This window comes from Pseudomonas sp. 10S4 (genome assembly GCF_034344865.1).
Lineage (GTDB): Bacteria > Pseudomonadota > Gammaproteobacteria > Pseudomonadales > Pseudomonadaceae > Aquipseudomonas.
Genome location: NZ_CP133774.1, coordinates 6,283,558 through 6,301,837, shown reverse-complemented (window position 1 = coordinate 6,301,837; position 18,280 = coordinate 6,283,558). Strand labels below are relative to the sequence as shown.

Here is an 18,280-nt window from a genome sequence, read left to right as displayed (position 1 = left end):
AAACCGGTATTGCCGCCTTCGTGCCTGGACCGCTGACGTTCAGCAGCAAAGGGATGCTCACTTTCAACCCTATGCCGCCTCTTCTTGTGGGTCGCCTTTGTTTGAAGCATAAGCACTAAGCCGTGCATTTAACGCCTGCACAAGTCGTGGCCCACCAACGCCGCCCTGGCGAATTGGGACTTCCCAATTTTTCATGTTTTTCTTATAAAGAAAGAGTCCGTTCCGCCCCCACTCAAATTTTTCTATTTGATCCCAAGAAACCTTCCAGGCTGAATCAAAGACTCCTCCACGGCCAGATATTCCTTCGGTATCAACTATAAGGATTGGTCCTGCATAAATAGGCGACCACTTGATATTGCGCAAAATGGACAACAAAACCACTAAAGCCCAGCATGCCGATAGCCATGACCAGTGGAAAAGTATCAACCAATTGCTCGGGTAAAAAATAAAATAAAGTGGTATGGAAAGAAAAGCGATACCGAGTAAAAGACCTCGGCCACGAAGGCTGAATTCAATACTTTCATGAGGGTCGGCTACTCGATCTAGAAGTTTCATTGGCTGCTGTCTAGGCAAAATCAGGTCTTCCGCATTGGAGTTGACGGGCAGCTTTGGGTGCCAACCTTGATTGCCAGTTCATGGCCGACAACTGTCTGATAGTACGTATTTTGCATCCGTTCCGCACCCCCGGGCCGAGGATTTTCATTGTCGTAATCAAAGTCACACCGGAGTTTTCTGCCACCATCCAGCCGCACATGAATGGTCTTTCTGGCATATCTACTTCTACTACTCGGGATCGGCAGGAATCACCTTCAAACTTGAGTGTGTGATCATCGAGCCCGACTGGGGCAAGAAGAGGAACTGGAATTATCACTCAGGAAACAAATACGCCTCTGCACTTCAAACCATTTCGATAATGCCAGCACTCATTCGCATCTTCACCTCGTTCTATGCGGTAAGGCTCTCCCACTGTTTTATGAGTCTTGGGTTTGGATTCCTGGCATGGAATTTCATGGCGTTCTCCTTATACAGCGCTAACGCTGACACACCCGGGATGGGTGTTCATTCCTGGCCCTGGTGGACGAGTGCAATCCAATTGTTCCGACTAGTCAGCTAATTGGCCTAGACCTATTGTTCCTGCATCGGGCCGAGAGGCTCGCAAATCCGCCTAGCGGGCTTTGCAATGACATAGGACGGGCCTGCGTGCGCCCGTCGACCAGTTTGACCAGGACGAGGTGGACATGAAAATTGGTGTGAGTGGCGCCAGCGGCCATTTGGGCAGAGCTGTCGTTTCGCAATTGCTGCTGCGTCCCGGCGGGCACGAGGTAGTGGCTATCACGCGCACGCCCGAAGCCGTCTCCGGACCGGTTCAGGGACGCTTCGGGGACTACAATCGGCCCGAAAGCCTTGCCGAGGCCTATGCGGGTCTCGATCGTCTGCTCATCATCACGACCGTCGATCCGGAGCCCGGAAAGCGTGGGGCGCAGAGCGTTGCTGCCATCGACGCGGCCGTGAGGGCGGGCGTCAAGCATATCGTCCTCATGTCGGCCGTGGGCACGCGGCAGGAGGAGGAGCCGGCGCGCGGCGCGGCCTACTGGCGAGGCGAGCAGCATCTTATCGCCACGGCACCGGCCTGGACCGTCCTGCGTATGAACTTCTATGCCGAAGCTTTCGTGCAACTGGCGCAGGCAGCGATACGCCAGGGCGTGCTGACCGGGCTGACCGAGAACCGGGCTGCTTTCGTTGCGCGCGATGACGTGGCGGCCGCCGCAGCCGGAATCCTGATCGGCGACGGCCATGCCGGCGCGATCTACAACGCTACCGGGCCCGAGCGCCTGTCGGGTGCGGAGCGCGCGGCCATCATTGCCGAAATCACGGGTCAGCCACTCGCGTTCCTTGCCATCACGCAAGAGCAACTTCGCGCCGGACTGACGCAGGCGGGTCTGCCGGCAGGGGCCGTCCACATCGTCGTCAGCATCCAGGCGAGCTTCGCAGCGGGTGCGTTCGACATTGTGACTGGCGACGTCGAGCGCCTTGGCGGCCGACCGCCCAAACCTCTTCGCGATGTGCTTGCCAGGGCGCTGAAATCTCCTTCGGCCTGAAGACTTGCCGCCGAACCGATTTCTTCACCAAGAAACCATTTATTGGAGAACTACCATGTCAAACACCAAAAAGCTCATCGCCGTCGTCGGCGCAACCGGTCATCAGGGCGGCGCCGTTGTGCGTGCGTTGCAGGCGAATGGTCAATTCAAGGTACGTGCGTTGACGCGCAATCCGTCCGAGCATCCGCAGTTGGCTGACGAGGTCGTGCTGGCGGACCTGGATCGTCCGCAAACACTGGAGGCCGCGTTTGCCGGGGCATACGGGGTTTTTCTGGTAACCAATTTCTGGGGGCCGGGAACGGACGAGCGCAAGCAGGCACTCGCAGCTATTCACGCGGCGAAAGCTGCTGGCGTTCAACACTTCATCTGGTCGACGCTGCCGAACGTGGAGACGATCAGCCGCGGCAAGCTTGATGTCCCACATTTTACGGACAAAGCAAAAATCGACGGCATCGTGAGTGAGGCTGGATTCGCGCACCACACCTACGTGATCGCTCCGTTCTTCTATCAAAATCTGCTTGGCATGATGGCTCCGAAGAAACAAGCGGATGGGACCCTGGGTTGGGCGATGCCGCTCGATCCGCAACAGCGCGTCATTCACATGGGTGACATCACCGAACTTGGCCACGTCGTGGTCGGTGCGTTCGCGCAGCCTGAACTCGCAGGGAACGGCGAATATTTGCCGCTGGTCGGCGACTTCCTGAGCTTCAACGAGGTCATCACCGATCTGAATCGACTGGGACATGATTTTTCGTTCAAGCACGTCCCGCGAGAACTGTTTGCCGACTGGTTCCCGGGCGCCAAGGAAATCGCAGAGATGCTCGCCTACTTTGAGGCCCACACCTACCTCGGTGCGGATTCGCGCGACGCAATCGCGCTGGCCAACAAAGTCGCCGGCCGACAGCCGACGAAGTTTGCCGCGTGGGCTCGGGCAAACTTCGAAATTCCGGCCTCCGCCTGACGCATCGATTGCCACGCGACGACGTGACATTCGAAACAAACATCTGTCCGGTGGATGCTTCGTCCACCGGGCCTTTCACGAATGAAACCATGGCTCTTTTCCCCAAATGCAATGGGGCAGGGGCCCTGCCGCGACTCGCTATCGATACACCTGCGGTGCGTCTGCCGCATTCATCTTCTCGATCACCAACCGGATGAACGCCGATACCGCGAGCGGCAGTTGCCGGCGGCTCGGATATAGCACGTTCATGCCGTAGCCGTTGGGCTGGTATTGAGGCAGCACCGGGACGAGCACGCCGGCCTGTACCTCAAGCTTGGCCATCACAGGCGGGAGCAGCGCAATGCCGAGTCCGGCCACCGTGGCCTTGCGCAGTGCCTGCGCGGTATTGCCGCTGAATCGCCCGACAACTTGAACTTCTTCCTCACCATTTGGGCCAACCAAACGCCAGGTGGCGTGGCCGCTGGGGTGCGCGGAGATCACACAATCGTGGTTCTCCAGGTCCTGCAGCGTGCGGGGTGAGCCGCGCGCCGCGATGTAAGAGGGACTTGCCACCATCCCGATGCTGCCGGGGTCAAGGATCTGACGACCGACATAGCCGGAATCGCGCAAGGACCCGCCGCGAAAAGCGACATCGATCTGCTCTGCGATCAAGTCGGCCTTCGCATCGCTGAGCACGAAGTCGAGCCGCACACGCGGATGCGCGGCCAGAAACTCGGTCACCCACTCCATCTGGAAGAAGTCGAAGAAGTCGGCCGGCGCCGCCACGCGCACCAGGCCACTGGGCTCGCTGCTGCCCGTCATCAACTCTTGCCCAGCTTCGACCAGGCCATCGACCGCTCCGGCGCAACGCTCATGAAAGCCTTGGCCAGCACTGGTGAGCGTGAGCTTGCGGGTGGAGCGTTGCAGCAGCCGAGTACCGAGACGCGCTTCGAGCTGCTGGATGCGGCGACTCACGGTATTGGGAGGCATGCCCAGTCGTCGCGCCGCCTCTGCAAAGCTGCCGCTGCGTACCACCTGTACAAACATGGCGATGTCATTGAGGTCGATCATGGCGGGTGATTCCTGGCGCTGGTGGACGAGTGCAATCCAATTGTATCGACTAATAAAGCAATCGGCGTGGCCCTATTGTTTCAGGCATCCGGCCGCGAGGCTCCCCACTCCGCACAGCAGGCTTTGCAGGAGATCGATTTGCCATGACTCACTCTTCCTCCGCTTTTCCTGCGCAGCGCCATTTCGTCTGGGGTGTGCATGTTCTCTTCTCTGCGTCGTGGCGTTCATTTCTCCAACTCTCCTGTGAGTAATCATCATGACCCCTCAGCCACAACCTCACATTGGTTCTACACGCGAAACCGTTACTCACCGCGCAATCAGCTACCGCACCACAGGTAGCGGGCACGGTCCTATTGTTCGACTGATGAGTCCTTCAGATCTGGGCCATTTGGTCAAACCTTTCGTTTTCCTTGATCTGTTTGAAGGTGAGAGTTCATTCACTCGCGGCATGCCAATGCACCCGCACTCGGGGATCGCCACTGTCACCGTTATTACCGAAGGTAATTTGCGCTTCGAGGAGGCTGAATCGGGCGCGGGGACGATTGACTATGGTGGCGTTGAATGGATGCGGGCGGGAGGCGGGGTCTGGCACGGGAAGGAGATGTCGGTAGGGACATCGAAGCGGATTCAAGGTTTTCAACTTTGGGTGGCACTACCGCCCGCGTTGGAAAACGCGAATGTCGACAGCCAATACCTGGAGTCGAGCGTGATGCCTGAAGTGGGGCCTGCGCGGGTGATTCTTGGAACCTACCAAGGGGTCAAAAGTCCAGTTCGCGCGCCTGCTGGAATGAACTACTTGCTGGTCACGCTACGTGCCGGGGAAACCTGGACCTATGTTTCGCCCAGTGGGCATGAGTCATTGTGGTTGAGTGTCAGTCGAGGATCCCTTAGCGCACCCAACCTGGTCGACGCGGGGGAAATGGTCATCTTCGAGCCAGGTGACGGTGCCGTTACGCTGAAGGCGATGCACAAGGATACGGTCTTCGTGATCGGTTCAGCGATGCCTCATCCCTATGAACTTGTGCTGGGAAATTACTCGGTTCACACCAACCCGCAAGCCTTGCGTGCGGGAGAGGCAAAAATTGCCGAGATTGGCGTTCGGCTCCGTGAGTACCTGCAAAACCCAAGTGAGTCTGCTGCTGTGCCCGTTTTCAAATAACCCAGGCACCCGGTGGAACTCGGCCTGAAAGCCTGTTCCGGCTGCGGTGACCGCTATCTGTTGAATCCGGGCAGCAAGGCATCCAGCACACGGCTGGAACCCTGCCACGCCTCTGTTTCAGGAGCTTAAATGTTAGAACATCGATTCAAGGCCGACCTCGGTGGTGGCGACTATGGCTGGCTCAAGGCCAGGCATCATTTCAACGTCACTGCCGACGGCAATCCCGCTCACCGTCCGCTAGGGGCGCTTGTGGTCTGGAACGACGACGAGATTGCGCCCGGCAGCGGTTTTCCCATGCATGGTCATGAAAGCATGGAGATCGTTACTTACGTATTGGAAGGCGCGGTGACCCATCGAGACAGTGCGGGCGGGCAAGGCCGCACTGAGGTCGGGGACGTGCAGGTAATGAGTGCCGGCACCGGCATTTGGCATGAAGAACGCAACGCAGGGAGCGTTCCATTGAGGCTGTTCCAGATCTGGTTGCGGCCGCGCGAAAGTGGCGGACAACCCCGTTGGGGCTCGCGTCCTTTTCCAAAGTCTGATCGGACCGGCCAATGGGCGGTACTGGCCAGCGGGATGCCTGGCGATGACAACGCTTTGCCCATCCGCGCCGATGCACGTGTGCTCGGGGCGACACTCAAGGCTGGCCAGTGCTTGAGCCATGATTGTTTGATCACTCGCCAGGGCTATCTGGTGCCGACGCTCGGCACGGTGAGAGTCAACGGAGAAAGGGTCGAAGCGGGGGACGGTATTGCCTTGACTCAGGAGACCCGGCTCATTATCGAAGCCATCGACGATACCGAAGTGCTACTGGTCGAGGTGTTTTGACTATGAATACGATCATCATGACCGGCGGGACTTTTGGTCTGGGGGAAGCGACCGCGAAGCAGTTGAACGCGTCCCCCGACACCCAACTCATCCTTGGCGGGCGGGAAACCCGCTTGCCACTGGAACTGGCAAGTCTGGGAAGTATCAGGCAATTTGCCAGGCAAGTGCTCGACACGCTGGGCAAGAGAAAAATCAATGCCCTGGTGCTCAATGCAGGGCTCAGCTTTCCCGCCGCAGCCCGCACGGTGGACGGTTACGAAACCACCTTTGCGGTCAATCACCTGGGCCACTATCTGCTTTTACGGCTTCTTGCGCCGTCGTTGGCGCGTAATGCAATTGTGGTGATGACCACCAGCAATACCCATGACCCGATGTTCAGCCCGGTCGCCCCGTTTTCATTTGTCGATGCACAACAACTGGCGCATCTGGACCTTCAAAAAGGGGCGCATGCCAGCGTGGCGTTCGAGTCCGGATTTCGCGCCTACGCCACCTCGAAGCTGTGCAATCTATTGACGGCCCGTGCCTTCGCGGCATCCTCCGTGGTCAAGGCTCGGCGTTTGCGGGTTATCGCCTATAACCCTGGATATATTCCCGGCACCGGCCTAGGGCGCAACTTGCCTGCGGGGGCGCTTCCGGCACCCGCCATGGCATTGAGTCCTTACTTCGCCGAGGGCATGCGCATGCAGGCCGGAGAAGTCTTGGCCGACCTTGCGTTGGGGCGGATTGTGCCGCCGAGGGGGCGTCTGTATGCGTCTCTGGTGAGAGGTGAACTGACTTGGCCCGAGCCATCCGAACTCGCTCGTCGTGAGGATGTTGCGCAGCAACTGTGGCGTGACAGCGCAGTGTTAACGGGTATGGATTGTGATTAGTTCAGCTTGTCGCTGAATAGCGGGCGAAGCGGACCTTCTGGGTCCGCTTTCTTGTTCGTCAAACTGGTCTGCTATTGGTGGCCGCTATTTACCTGTCACGACCGCAGCCGATTGCTGCGAGATGCGAAGAGCCGCCCGAACTTGTATTAATCCGAGATTGTTCATTAGCGATGTGCCCGCGAGAAGTCGACGGGTTCACCGGCATTGCCCCGCAAGCCCTCAAACCTGAAATGGCTCTTAGACTTCTGTGCCTATCTCTCAACTCAAAAATCATCGATTTTTTGAAATCACACTACTCATGTATTGATTTAAATCGCGCAGATCATTAATCCTCCAAGCGTACGGCGATAGCTTTACACCATTCTCTTGCAAAGTTCTTGGAATCAAGTCTCCATTTGGACGAAGTATTATTGATGAAACAATAACGCCCGGATAATCATTTAATCGTTTTTTGAAAACGGATGTTGTAAGGTCAGGTGTAGGAGGATTGCTTTTATTAGCCAATGGTCCTGTTCCTTTGAGATCTATTCCGTGGCACATGGTACATCTCTGCAAATAGAGATTTTTCCCATTAACATTATCCGCGAAGGATAGTGATGTTTGAATTAGCGATAAAATTCCTAGCGAAGCGATGAATAATATTTTCATTATTTTTATCTTCCTTGATGGATCAGCGTCGATTGGACGCGATTTGATGCGCGGGAAAGATATCAGCCATCGTATCGGCACACACAGTCATTTCTGATGCCCATGAATCAACTCGTTTTCCAGGCGCATCTCAGTGACCGCTTCTGGCCGAGGCTGTGTAAAAACGCAGGCGCCGCTTTGAAGTCTGCGTTGCTACGTAAAGTCTGCCTGTGCTTGGTTAGTCAGCAGACCTAAAATTTGCGTAGGAACGCGATTTTCGTTCTGGTTTTGACCGTTGAACCGACCCTAAAACGTTTTTACACAGCCTCGGTCGATTGCAGTCCTTCGTGACAGGCAGCTATCGACCCAGGCTGTGTGAAAACGCACTGAACACATCGAAAGTTGAGAACTACGGGCGTTGTCTGCGAAACCAGCAGACGGAAGCGCGAATTGCCCTAGTCAGCTACATAGACGTTCGTAATGCCGTTTGGACCGCGTCAGCGGCCCAAACGGCTACTAACGGGCGAGCCAAGCGGCTGGATTCACGCCCTGATCGCCTCAAGCAGTCCTGCGATGCCGAAGATGCTCATCATTCGTTTGAGGTTGTAGGCGAGCACATGAAGGCTCATCTCAGTACTTACCCGCGGTAGTGTTTTGGTCAGGAAGTGGGTGGCTCCCATCCAATATTTGAGCGTTCCAAAAGGATGCTCAACAGTCTGGCGGCGAACCTTCATCTTCCCCGGGTCATGCTCCAATCGAACCTGCATCGCATCAACTACCGCTTCATGTTCCCAGCGCTTAACCCGACGCTCCTTACCCGTCGTGCATTGCTTTTGCATTGAGCAGGACTGGCAGCCCGAGAAGTAATAACAATGCAATAACATGCCGTCTTCCGTCGACGAATGTCGCCTGGTTAGTAACTGCCCCGCAGGGCATCGATACTCGTCCGACGCCGCAAGATAGATGAAATCCTGCTTGCCGAATCTGCCTTCCGCTTTGCTGCCAGATGTGAGGGGTTTCGGTACGAAGGTAGTGATGCCGGCTTGCTCGCAAGCAAGGATTTCCAGACCTTTGTAATAGCCTCGATCAGCCACCACCGTTAGCGATTCAGCTCCAATTTCTTCACGCGCTTGGTTCGCCATATTGCTCAGCTGCCCGCGATCATTGCCAACGTTGGTCACCTCATGGGCAATGATCAAATGGTGTTTGTCATCGACAGCGGTTTGCACGTTGTAGCCAACCGTCCCGGTGCCTCGACCGCTCGTGGCCATTGAGCGTGCATCTGGGTCTGTGAGGGAAATCTGCTGGTCTGGACTTTCGTGGAGCTGTGCCTCGACTTCCTTGAGTTTCTGCATCTGCTTTTTTAGTGTTTCTATCTTTTCTTTCAGCCGCTCTCCTTTGGCCTCGGCCACTTCGGGCGTTGCCCGATCCGCCGAATCCATCGCCGCCAGATAGCGATCAATGCTCTGCTCGATCTGCTGCATGCGTGCCTTCACCTTGCCCTGAGTGAAGTTGCGATCGCGATTATTGACGGCTTTGAATTTGCTGCCGTCGATGGCGATGATCGACTGAGAGAAGAGATTGAGGTTGCGGCAAAGAACTACAAACTGGCGGCATACGCTGCGAATGGCTTTGCCGTTGTCTTTGCGAAAGTCGGCAATGGTTTTGAAGTCCGGAGCCAAACGCCCCGTTAACCACATCAACTCGACGTTGCGCTCGGTCTCACGCTCAAGCCGGCGGCTGGACTGAATTCGATTGAGGTAGCCGTAGATATAGATCTTCAGCAACACCGCTGGGTGATAGGCCGGACGACCAGTTGCGGCAGGATCGACGCCCTCAAAACCAAGTGCGCCCAGGTCGAGTTCATCGACGAAAACATCGACCACGCGCACTGGATTTTCTTCGGCTACGTAATCGTCCAGACACGCCGGCAGCAAGGTGACTTGCGTCCGAGCCTCACCTTCAATAAATCGTTTCATGATCGCCCCCGCTACGATCTCGACGATCAGAAGATTAGACAATTGCGGGAGTTTTCACACAGCCTGGACCCTAAGCTGACGTTGGTGAGGCAGAAAACTAGCGACGAATTCCCCGCCATCGCGATCATCTGCACTGCCAAAATGGCGAGTAGCGGCAGCGCATGCGAGGCCAAGTAGCCAAGGCAGATCCTTGGCCACGACAAAGGCTACTGCACCGACCCGCTACCTGGTGGGTCGATGTCGATTGAGCGTTACTCATGGATACCGTTGTCCTGATCAATTGTCTTGATGGGAGTCGAATGGGTAGATGCGATTCCAGTCCTTGGCCATATCAACGACTGTCCACCCCTTTGTGGTCGCTTCATTTAGTGCTTTGTTCAGCGTGCCAATCTTGGATTCCCGGTCATAAGCCCACTCACGTTTCGCGTCGGTATGATGTACCAACCCTGCGAAGCGCTTGCCATTGCCGGCGACAGTCCATTGCAACATCTGGAGGTCTCCATCGGAGTTGCCGAAGGCCAATAGTGGGCGTCGACCGATTATCGATTCGACGCTCTCAGGTTTACCCGGACCATCGTCGTTATGTACAAGTTTGGGTAATCGCAGGATAGTGGGATTGCCATCGCCCGGCTGGAACTGGGTCAGGAATGTCGTACCAATTACCTGTTCTGGTGGGATGCCGTAGACCTCTTCGGCGAAGGCGCGCATGAAGGCTACCTCGCCACCCGAGACGATATAGGTCTTAAAGCCGTTGGCACGCAGGTAGTTGAGCAATTCCAGCATGGGCTGGAAGACCATCTCGGTATACGGCTTATCAGCTTTTGGATGCCTTGCCTTGGCCAACCAGGCCTTGGCATTGGCAGTGAAGGCTTCGGTGGTCATACCGGTGTTGGTGGCACCGACGATTTTTAACAAACCGTCCATGCCAGCTGCAGCAAGTGCTTGGTGATCGTTTTCGAGTACGGCCTTGAAGGGCTGCGTTTCCTTCCATTCAGGATGTTGTGGGGCTTGGCGCTTGACTTCATCCAGGGAGAAAAGAACCTGGAAATACATTGGTTGCTCGCTCCACAGCGTGCCGTCATTGTCGAACACGGCAATGCGTTCTGCAGGTGGTACGAAGTCCTTGCTGCCATCCGTGGTCACGGCTTGGACGAAGGTCGTAATTGAAGCTTTCGAGGGGCCGTCATTCCAGGAGGTTAACGGTTCTGCGGCTTGTGCATAAACAGGTATCAGCAAAGCTAGGGTCATGTATCGAAGCCACTGTGAACAGGTGATCGCTTTCATCATGTTCATTCCTTAGGGGGTGTCACGCGCTGCTCGCCGCGCCGGCGAGGCCTATACGAGCATAGGGTGCAAGGCCAAAATTGCCATTAGGGTGGCAATGCTGTCGCTGGCATCAATGGATGTTTTATTGTTGTGAGCCAGATCGCCAATGGTCGCGCCAAAGTGACGTCACCGTTTTCATCTTTGACTCAAAAGCAGTGTTCAACTCTTCCTCAAAAAAGACCGGTCTTTACAGCGCATTCGATGGTCTGCGCAGCTCCTGCACGAGCAAATCACCTTACGTCCGGTTGGTTGGCATATTCACGGTAAAACAGGCGCGGCCGATTTTCGAATTGAAGTCCGAAGTAGTGTGAAGCTATGGATACGGCAGGGTTGTCGGATGGGCAATAAAGGATAAGCATTTGCTCATTTTCGCCTGCCTCATTCAAGCCGACCTCGCGCACCCCGTTCCCGCAGGACTACGAGTACGCGATGCGTTGATGGAGCAATGGACACTGCTAGCGAACCCGCTAGTGAATTGAAAGGACTGAAACGTAGTGTGGCAGCAATGACCGTATATGGACTCCCCCTCATTGCAAGCCCCGTTGCTCTGGCGCCCGTGCCGACTGCACACGTATATTCGGCCTCTAAATACGGCATCGTTTCGATGCAGGGCCATGATGGGCTATTCGCGCGCCGGCTCCCGATCGCTTTTTCGTGCTTTTCGCACTTGGACATTCAAGGGTTTTGCCGACGCCGGTTCGACCGGTTTGCCATCGTTCAGGTTGCTTCGCAATCGTGGTTAAGAGTTGTTTCTCTCGTAGAACACGTCGGGTAAATAGATCAGGCCGCTGCCTGATTCGGTTGGTAATCAGTGCCGTGACGCAGCATCGCCCAAGCCATGCGTGCAGTTTTGTTGGCCAGCGCAATAGCGGCCACATTGGGATGCGATCGCTCGGCTAAACGAACGGCCCACTGGCTGAGCCGATCCTCTTTGGATTTGGCTGTGCGTAGCGCCGAGCGTGCGCCATGCACCATCAATGTTCGCAGATACGTATCACCGCGCTTGCTGATACCGAGTAGTCGATCCTTACCACCAGAACTGTGTTGCCTCGGTGTCAGTCCCAGCGAGGCGGCAAACTGTCGGCCATTGGCAAACTGACGGGCATCACCGAGAGCGACGACGAGCGCTGTGGCGATCATTGGACCGACACCGCGCAGCTGTTGAAGGCGAACGGCGGACGGCTCGTTTGTCGCGATCGCAGTGATCTCGCCGTCGAGCTGGCAAACACGCCCATCCAGCGCACGAAGGTCGTCCCACAAACCATCCAGCAGACGACGAAAGCGTGCCGTCAAACCGTTATCCGCATCCCCTAGCCAGCATGGTATTGCACGACGCAGCATCAGCAATTCCTTCGGTGCAACGAGACCGTACTCGGCGACCAGCCCGCGGATCTGATTGGCTTTGGCCGTCCGCTGTTCGATTAAGCCGGCCCGGATGCGATGCGTCGCCTGGATATCCTGTTGTTCGATGGTCTTGATGGCGACGAAGCGCATGCTGGGACGGCTCATCGCTTCACAGATCGCCTCGGCATCGTTCGCGTCGTTCTTGTTGCTCTTGACGTACGGTTTGACGAACTGCGGCGCGACCAGCTTTACCCGAAATCCGTGGGCTTGTAGCTGCCGAGCCCAGTGATGCGCACCGCCACAACTCTCCATCCCGATCTCACAGCCAGGTTCGATCTTTTCCAACACCGTTTGCAGCCAGCGATCACGCGGTAGGCGCTGCCGCCAGACGGGTAGCTCATGACAATCCACGCCGTGGATCTGAAACACGTTCTTGGCCAGGTCGACCCCAATTCGCATAAGCTTCATGTGTGGACTCCTTCTCACCGTTGACTGTGGTTCGCACTTTCAGTCTGGCACTCAAGATGCCGAAGTGAGGAGGAGTCCATCCCATTGCTTTTGGCCGACTTCTGCCTGTCGCGACTGACCGAAGTTGACCCGATATGGTCTATCGGGCCTGTGCAAAGGAACTCTCGACACTGAAGTAAAAAAGGGGCGGGCGGTCTGGATGTGTCAACAATCAGACCGGTCGCCGATATCAATATGGTTTATTGATGTGCCGTAAACGTTTTGGGGTCACTTTATCGGAGTAGCGGACTTTCAAACTTGGTTCTAACAACTTGAGTATAGGTGCGCCGACCCTGCCCAAATAACGACGACATTGTTTTTATATGCACTTACGTAAAGAACGCGTAAACAGTTAATGCCTCAGGCATTGTTTTTTATGCCCGTCCTGCTGTTCTTCTCCTGACTCCCTCTGTGAGTAACCAGTGGATCAATAGATCTACTGGAACGGTAGCTACACTCAGGTTCAGGTGTCGCAAGGTCAGTCAACTTCTCGTTGTGAGCACTGCATCACTGACAATGGACTCATCCGCCGGGTGCCGGACGTGCACTCGATTAGCGCAAGGTGGCGGTTATGCTCAAACTGGAACGAGTACCTGGCTGGATCATCGGGCCTCCACGTGACCCTCTGGCGCCTGATGCGCGCCGTCATATTTTACTGGTCGCGCTGCTGGCCTGGGCCGGGTTGGGGGCCAATGGTTTGTCTTCTGCCAGTTACGGCCCGGAAAAAGCCTACCTCGCACTGGGTGCTCACCCTGAGTTGGGGCTGTTTCTCGCACTGGCGACCATGGTGACGGTTTTCATCCTGTCGTTGGCCTATAGCCAGGTCGTCGAACTGTTTCCCTCGGGCGGCGGGAACTACAAGATCGTGTCGAAGCTACTGGGACGCCGGCTGGGGGTGGTGGCCGGTTCCGCCTTGCTCGTCGACTATGTGTTGACCATTGCGGTGTCGGTGGTGAGCGGTACTGATGCGTTGTTCAGTTTGCTTGCGCCCGAAGCCCAGGCCCATAAGCTGCTGATCGAGATCGGCCTGGTCCTGCTGCTGATCGTTTTGAACATGCGTGGAATTCGGGATTCGATACGGTTTCTGTTGCCACTCGCACTGGGTTTCCTGTTGATGCACGGAGCCCTGATTATCTATGGCATCGTGTCGAAGGCTGGCGGCCTGGTCACTACGTGGGTGCAGAGTACGACTGACACCGTGGCCCTTTCTCAGGACATCGGCTGGCCCATGGTCGCGGCGTTATTTTTACGTGCCTACTCCTTGGGAGGAAGTACGTATGCAGGGCCTGAGGCCATCGCCAACAACGTTAACCTGCTGGCCGAACCTCGGGTCCGAACCGGCAGAGCGACGTTGCTCTATGTCGGCATCTCACTGGCGTTCACCGCTGGCGGCATGGTCCTTTTGTACACCTTGTGGAGCGTTCAACCGACCTATGGGCAGACGTTAAATGCGGTCGTGTTCAAAGCGATCATCGACCAACTGGGGATCGACCTAAACGTCGGTAACGCACTGCTCTTGCTCACCCTTGCACTCGAAGGGGCAATCCTCTTCGTCGCGGCCAACTCCATCCTGATTTTTGCGCCCTCGCTGCTCGGAAATATGGCCGCCGACTCCTGGCTGCCCCATCGTTTCTGCAATCTCTCCAGCCGCTTGGTCAGACAGAATGGAGTGGTCTTCGTAGGCGGCTGCGCGTTGGCCGTTCTGGTCTTGTCGCGTGGCTCGCTCGCACTGCTTGTTGTCCTGTACAGCATCAACGTGTTTTTGAGTCTTGCCCTGGCCAAGGCCGGGCTTTGTCGTTACTGGTGGCAGCACCGACATGAGCACAACAGTCGCTGGGTCAGCCGGATATTCATTGCGGCCACAGGTTTCACGGTGGCGACTGGAATTCTGCTGGTGACGCTGACCGAGAAGTTCTTTGAAGGTGGGTGGGTAACGTTATGTTTGACGATGATCATTGTCGCTGGCTGCGCCTTTGTTCGACGCCACTACCGCCGGGTGGAAAAGTTGCGCATACGGATGGATACAGACTTCACCTTACCTGCTCAAGCGATAGTGAACGTCCGAGGGATGGCGCCGCCACTGGATAGCCCGACGGCGGTGATTCTTGCCACGGAGCATTGGGGGGCGGGGATCCATACGTTTTTATGGGTGCAGAGACTTTTCCCGGGCAGATTCAAACATGTCCTCTTCATCGGAATCGTCAAAGTTGAAGGCGATGTGCTGGGCCCGCTTGATACGACGCCACAAAAAAGAACCCGGCTGGATGAGTCAATGAATCAACTGGAGGCCTTTTGTGCCAACAGTGGCGTCAGTGCTACTCGTCAGATCGGCTATGGAATTGACCCGGTCGCAGAATTGGAACGGCTGCTGAAAGACGTCGTTTCGCGTTTACCCGAGTGTGTTTGCTTCAGCAGCAAACTCATTCTGCCGGAAGGTTGGTGGTTTACCGAGTGGTTGCACAACCAGACGCCCCTGGTGTTGCAGCGCAGGCTGCATCTTGAAGGTATTCCATTGGTAATTTTGCCGATCAAGCTTCACTAATTGATAAACAGTATTGGCAAACTCTACGAATAACTCTGATGTCGGACTGTCCTTTGGAGGAAAGCATCAAATGTCCGCTATTGCCGACTTCTGCCTGTCACGACTGACCGAAATCGACTCCAGGCAGTCATTTTCAATCGGCAGGGCACTTATCCAGGATTGCCCGTGACAGTCAGGTTGTGTGGGCTAGGGGCGACTTAGGCATCTCCACCAGCAACTGCCCAAATGCGCTGGCCGCAGGTGTCTTTCCGGTGATACTCCAGACGAGTCGGAAATCAGCCTCCACCAGTGGGGGCAGGCCATATTGACCGTCAATCACAACCATGCCGGGCTCTAGGTCTTCCAGCGGTAGAGCGGTGACGGCAAGCCCCGCCAATACCGCTGCCCGCAGGCCTTGTTGGCTTGGCGAAGTAAAGGCGACTCGCCAATCCACGGTAGAACTTTTCAATGCCTCTACGGCCACCTGACGGTGCACGCAGGGCGCTGGTGCAAATGCCAGTGGCAAAGGCGCATCGCCGGTAAAGTCGAAACTCTGCGCTGCGGCCCAGACAAACCGGGTTTCGCGCAGTACGGTACCGCCGGCCTGACTGCCCGGCAATGCCATGACCACGGCCAGATCGAGCCCATCGGCATCGACCAGCGCGCGTAGATCGAGGTAGGTGCCGACGGTTACATCCAGGCGTACTGCGGGAAATTGTCTGGCGAACCGAGACAGTAGCGACGGCAGGCCGTCACCGATAAAGTTTTCCGGTGTACCGAAGCGCACGGCCCCGGATACCGATGACGTTTCGAAGCGCCGGGAGAGGGCGTCTTGAGCGTTGAGGACGTGTTCGGCATGGCGTAGAAAATCTTCGCCATCTTCTGTTAGCGTCAAATGCCGGGTGGTACGTATCAGCAGTGTGGTGCCGGCCTGTTCCTCTAAGCGCCGGACCTGATGACTGATTGCTGACTGGCTCAAGTGCAGTCGCTCGGCGGCACGGGTGAAGCTACCGGTCTCGTTGATCGCGACAAAAGCGCGCAACAGCGCTGGGTCGAAGTCCATTAGCTCAACTCATGACGAATATTAATAAAACTTACGAAATTAAATCATTTCTGTCATTTATTAATTACTTCCAGAATGCGGTCGGTCACTTGGACTTGCGCCAGGTGACGCTGGCGTAGCTATTGCGTCGCTCCCCTGACGGCGTTCAGGGCGGTCTTGCCAGCGCCCATCAACTTGATCTGGAAGATCACGATGCCGTTCTCCTCGTCGCAAAAAGATGTTTTCACAATAGCCGCCGTTTGCTTGGCCTCATTGATGTTTGGCCTGGAAATCTCGAGTGTGCCGGTAATCCTGCCCACGCTTGAATCGATTCTGCGCAGCGATTTCAAAGAAATGCAGTGGATCATGAATGCTTACACCATCGCTTGCACCACGGTGCTGATGGCCATCGGCACACTGGCGGATCGGTATGGGCGCAAGCGGGTGTTTATCATTAGCCTGGTGCTGTTTGGCATTACCTCACTGGGCTGTGGATTTGCGCACAATGCCAGCGTATTGATCGCAAGCCGATTCCTTCAAGGGATGTCCGGCGGTGCCATGCTGATTTGTCAGGTGGCAGTGTTGTCTCACCGATTCCAGTCGGGAGCTGCGCGCGGTAGAGCTTTCAGTGCCTGGGGGATCGTGTTTGGCATCGGCTTGGGGTTCGGTCCGATTATCGGCGCTGCGATCGTGGCGTTGTCGAGCTGGGAATGGGTGTTCCTGGTGCATGCGCCAATTGCCGTGCTCGCGTTGGCGCTGGTGATTGTCGGTGTTGACGAGTCAGTCGATCCGCAGCGTCGCAGGCTGGATGTGTTGGGCATTATTTCGCTGTCGCTGGCAGTGTTAGGTCTTTCCTGGTTCATCACGCAGGGCGCGGGGACGGGTTTCTCCAGCGGTTCGGCCATCGCAAGCCTGGTTGTAGCCATAGTCAGTGTGATCGTCTTTGCTGCCGTGCAGCGCCGCCATGTCGATCCCATGTTCGACTTCTCGGTATTGCGCATTCGCCGATTCTCGGGTGCGTTGCTAGGGTCGGCAGGCATGAATTTCAGCTTCTGGCCATTCATGATTTACCTGCCTCTGTACTTTCAAAATGGCCTGGGCTACGCCAGTGTCGGCACCGGTCTGGCTCTGCTGGCCTATACACTGCCGACGCTGGTTATCCCCCGCTAGGCGAACGGCTGGCGTTGCGCTATCGACCAGACGTAGTCATTCCCGCAGGCTTATTCACCATAGGTCTGGGGTTCCTGTTGATGAAATGGGGCAGCAGTGTCGCGCATGCCAGCTGGTTGACGATGCTTCCAGGCTGCCTGATCGCCGGGGTTGGACTGGGGCTGACCAACACGCCAGTCACCAATACAACCACCGGATCGGTGCCCAGTGAGCGTGCCGGCATGGCATCGGGAATCGATATCAGCGCCCGCATGATCAGTCTTGCAATCAATATCGCGCTTATGGGGTTCATCCTGGTGGAAGGTATTCTGTCTTCCCTGCGCAACCAGCTATCGGGTTCGTTCGATGACGGGCAACTGAGGTTGCTGGCGCAGAGTATTTCTGCCGGCAACACTGCCGTGTTCGCTCTGCCGGGCCAAGGGACTACGATTGCGATCGATGTCGCCAACGCGGCTTTGGCAAATGGGTTTGGCTGGGTGATGCTGTATGGCGGTCTTGCTGCATGGGTGCTGGTGGCGGCGAGCTGGTGGGTCTTCCGTTCGGGCAAAGCCATTCATTCTCAGCAGTGACTGTAAACCGAAGGATGGCTTCTGGCCGATCGCTACCTGTCACGACAGACCGTTTCGATCCGAAGCTGCCGGTGGTGACTGGCAGCAAACGGCCCAGACTGTGTAAAAAACGCAGGCACTGTTTAGACATCTGCGTTGCTACGTGAAGTCCGCCAGTGCTTGGATAGTCAGAGACCTGAAATTTGCGCAGGAATGCGCTTTTCGTTGTGGTTTTGACCGTTAAACGTTT

The 18,280-nt window shown here is 56.2% G+C and carries 13 protein-coding genes and 1 pseudogene; 7 read left to right on the top strand and 7 right to left on the bottom strand.

Annotation, left to right across the window (positions count from 1 at the left end; translation table 11 throughout):
* Positions 1-69: 69 nt before the first annotated feature.
* Entirely contained in the window at positions 70-555 is a 486-nt protein-coding gene (locus tag RHM58_RS29375; RefSeq protein ID WP_201257610.1) for a hypothetical protein, read from the bottom strand.
* Between the two features lie 683 nt (positions 556-1,238).
* Between RHM58_RS29375 and RHM58_RS29370 the strand changes: the two genes are divergently transcribed.
* Both RHM58_RS29370 and RHM58_RS29365 read left to right on the top strand, forming a co-directional pair.
* On the top strand, positions 1,239-2,099 hold the full coding sequence (locus tag RHM58_RS29370; RefSeq protein WP_201257611.1) for an SDR family oxidoreductase: 861 nt from the start codon (positions 1,239-1,241) through the stop codon (positions 2,097-2,099).
* 55 nt (positions 2,100-2,154) lie between these two features.
* Positions 2,155-3,060 (top strand): NmrA/HSCARG family protein, encoded by a 906-nt coding sequence (locus RHM58_RS29365; protein ID WP_201257612.1) that lies wholly within the window; start codon positions 2,155-2,157, stop codon positions 3,058-3,060.
* A 138-nt stretch (positions 3,061-3,198) separates the two neighbouring features.
* Here the strand turns inward: RHM58_RS29365 and RHM58_RS29360 are convergent, their stop codons facing one another.
* Positions 3,199-4,110, bottom strand: a complete 912-nt coding sequence (locus RHM58_RS29360) for a LysR family transcriptional regulator (RefSeq protein ID WP_201257613.1) — start codon at positions 4,108-4,110, stop codon at positions 3,199-3,201.
* A gap of 256 nt (positions 4,111-4,366) precedes the next feature.
* Here RHM58_RS29360 and RHM58_RS29355 point away from each other — a divergent pair, with 256 nt between their 5' ends.
* The 3 genes from RHM58_RS29355 to RHM58_RS29345 all read left to right on the top strand — a co-directional run bounded on the left by RHM58_RS29355 (position 4,367) and on the right by RHM58_RS29345 (position 6,966).
* A complete protein-coding gene (locus RHM58_RS29355) occupies positions 4,367-5,269 on the top strand; it encodes a pirin family protein (RefSeq protein ID WP_322268921.1) in 903 nt (300 codons plus the stop codon).
* A 129-nt stretch (positions 5,270-5,398) separates the two neighbouring features.
* Entirely contained in the window at positions 5,399-6,097 is a 699-nt protein-coding gene (locus RHM58_RS29350) for a pirin family protein (protein WP_322268920.1), read from the top strand.
* A 2-nt stretch (positions 6,098-6,099) separates the two neighbouring features.
* Positions 6,100-6,966 (top strand): SDR family NAD(P)-dependent oxidoreductase, encoded by an 867-nt coding sequence (locus tag RHM58_RS29345; protein WP_201257616.1) that lies wholly within the window; start codon positions 6,100-6,102, stop codon positions 6,964-6,966.
* A gap of 270 nt (positions 6,967-7,236) precedes the next feature.
* Here the strand turns inward: RHM58_RS29345 and RHM58_RS29340 are convergent, their stop codons facing one another.
* From RHM58_RS29340 to RHM58_RS29325, 4 genes are all read right to left on the bottom strand, one after another.
* Positions 7,237-7,614, bottom strand: a complete 378-nt coding sequence (locus RHM58_RS29340; RefSeq protein WP_322268919.1) for a c-type cytochrome — start codon at positions 7,612-7,614, stop codon at positions 7,237-7,239.
* 521 nt (positions 7,615-8,135) lie between these two features.
* A complete protein-coding gene (locus RHM58_RS29335; RefSeq protein WP_322268696.1) occupies positions 8,136-9,572 on the bottom strand; it encodes an IS1182 family transposase in 1,437 nt (478 codons plus the stop codon).
* Between the two features lie 276 nt (positions 9,573-9,848).
* Entirely contained in the window at positions 9,849-10,856 is a 1,008-nt protein-coding gene (locus RHM58_RS29330) for an HAD family hydrolase (RefSeq protein WP_201257632.1), read from the bottom strand.
* 822 nt (positions 10,857-11,678) lie between these two features.
* Positions 11,679-12,710 carry an IS110 family transposase gene (locus RHM58_RS29325; RefSeq protein WP_095147509.1) on the bottom strand — a complete coding sequence of 344 codons (1,032 nt, stop codon included), beginning with the start codon at positions 12,708-12,710 and terminating at the stop codon, positions 11,679-11,681.
* A gap of 610 nt (positions 12,711-13,320) precedes the next feature.
* Here RHM58_RS29325 and RHM58_RS29320 point away from each other — a divergent pair.
* Positions 13,321-15,291, top strand: a complete 1,971-nt coding sequence (locus RHM58_RS29320; RefSeq protein WP_322268918.1) for an APC family permease — start codon at positions 13,321-13,323, stop codon at positions 15,289-15,291.
* Positions 15,292-15,463: 172 nt separating this feature from the next.
* Here the strand turns inward: RHM58_RS29320 and RHM58_RS29315 are convergent, their stop codons facing one another.
* Positions 15,464-16,333 carry a LysR family transcriptional regulator gene (locus RHM58_RS29315; protein WP_201257619.1) on the bottom strand — a complete coding sequence of 290 codons (870 nt, stop codon included), beginning with the start codon at positions 16,331-16,333 and terminating at the stop codon, positions 15,464-15,466.
* A 192-nt stretch (positions 16,334-16,525) separates the two neighbouring features.
* Between RHM58_RS29315 and RHM58_RS29310 the strand changes: the two are divergent.
* Positions 16,526-18,051 (top strand): annotated as a pseudogene (locus RHM58_RS29310) (MFS transporter).
* The last annotated feature ends 229 nt before the right edge of the window (positions 18,052-18,280 follow it).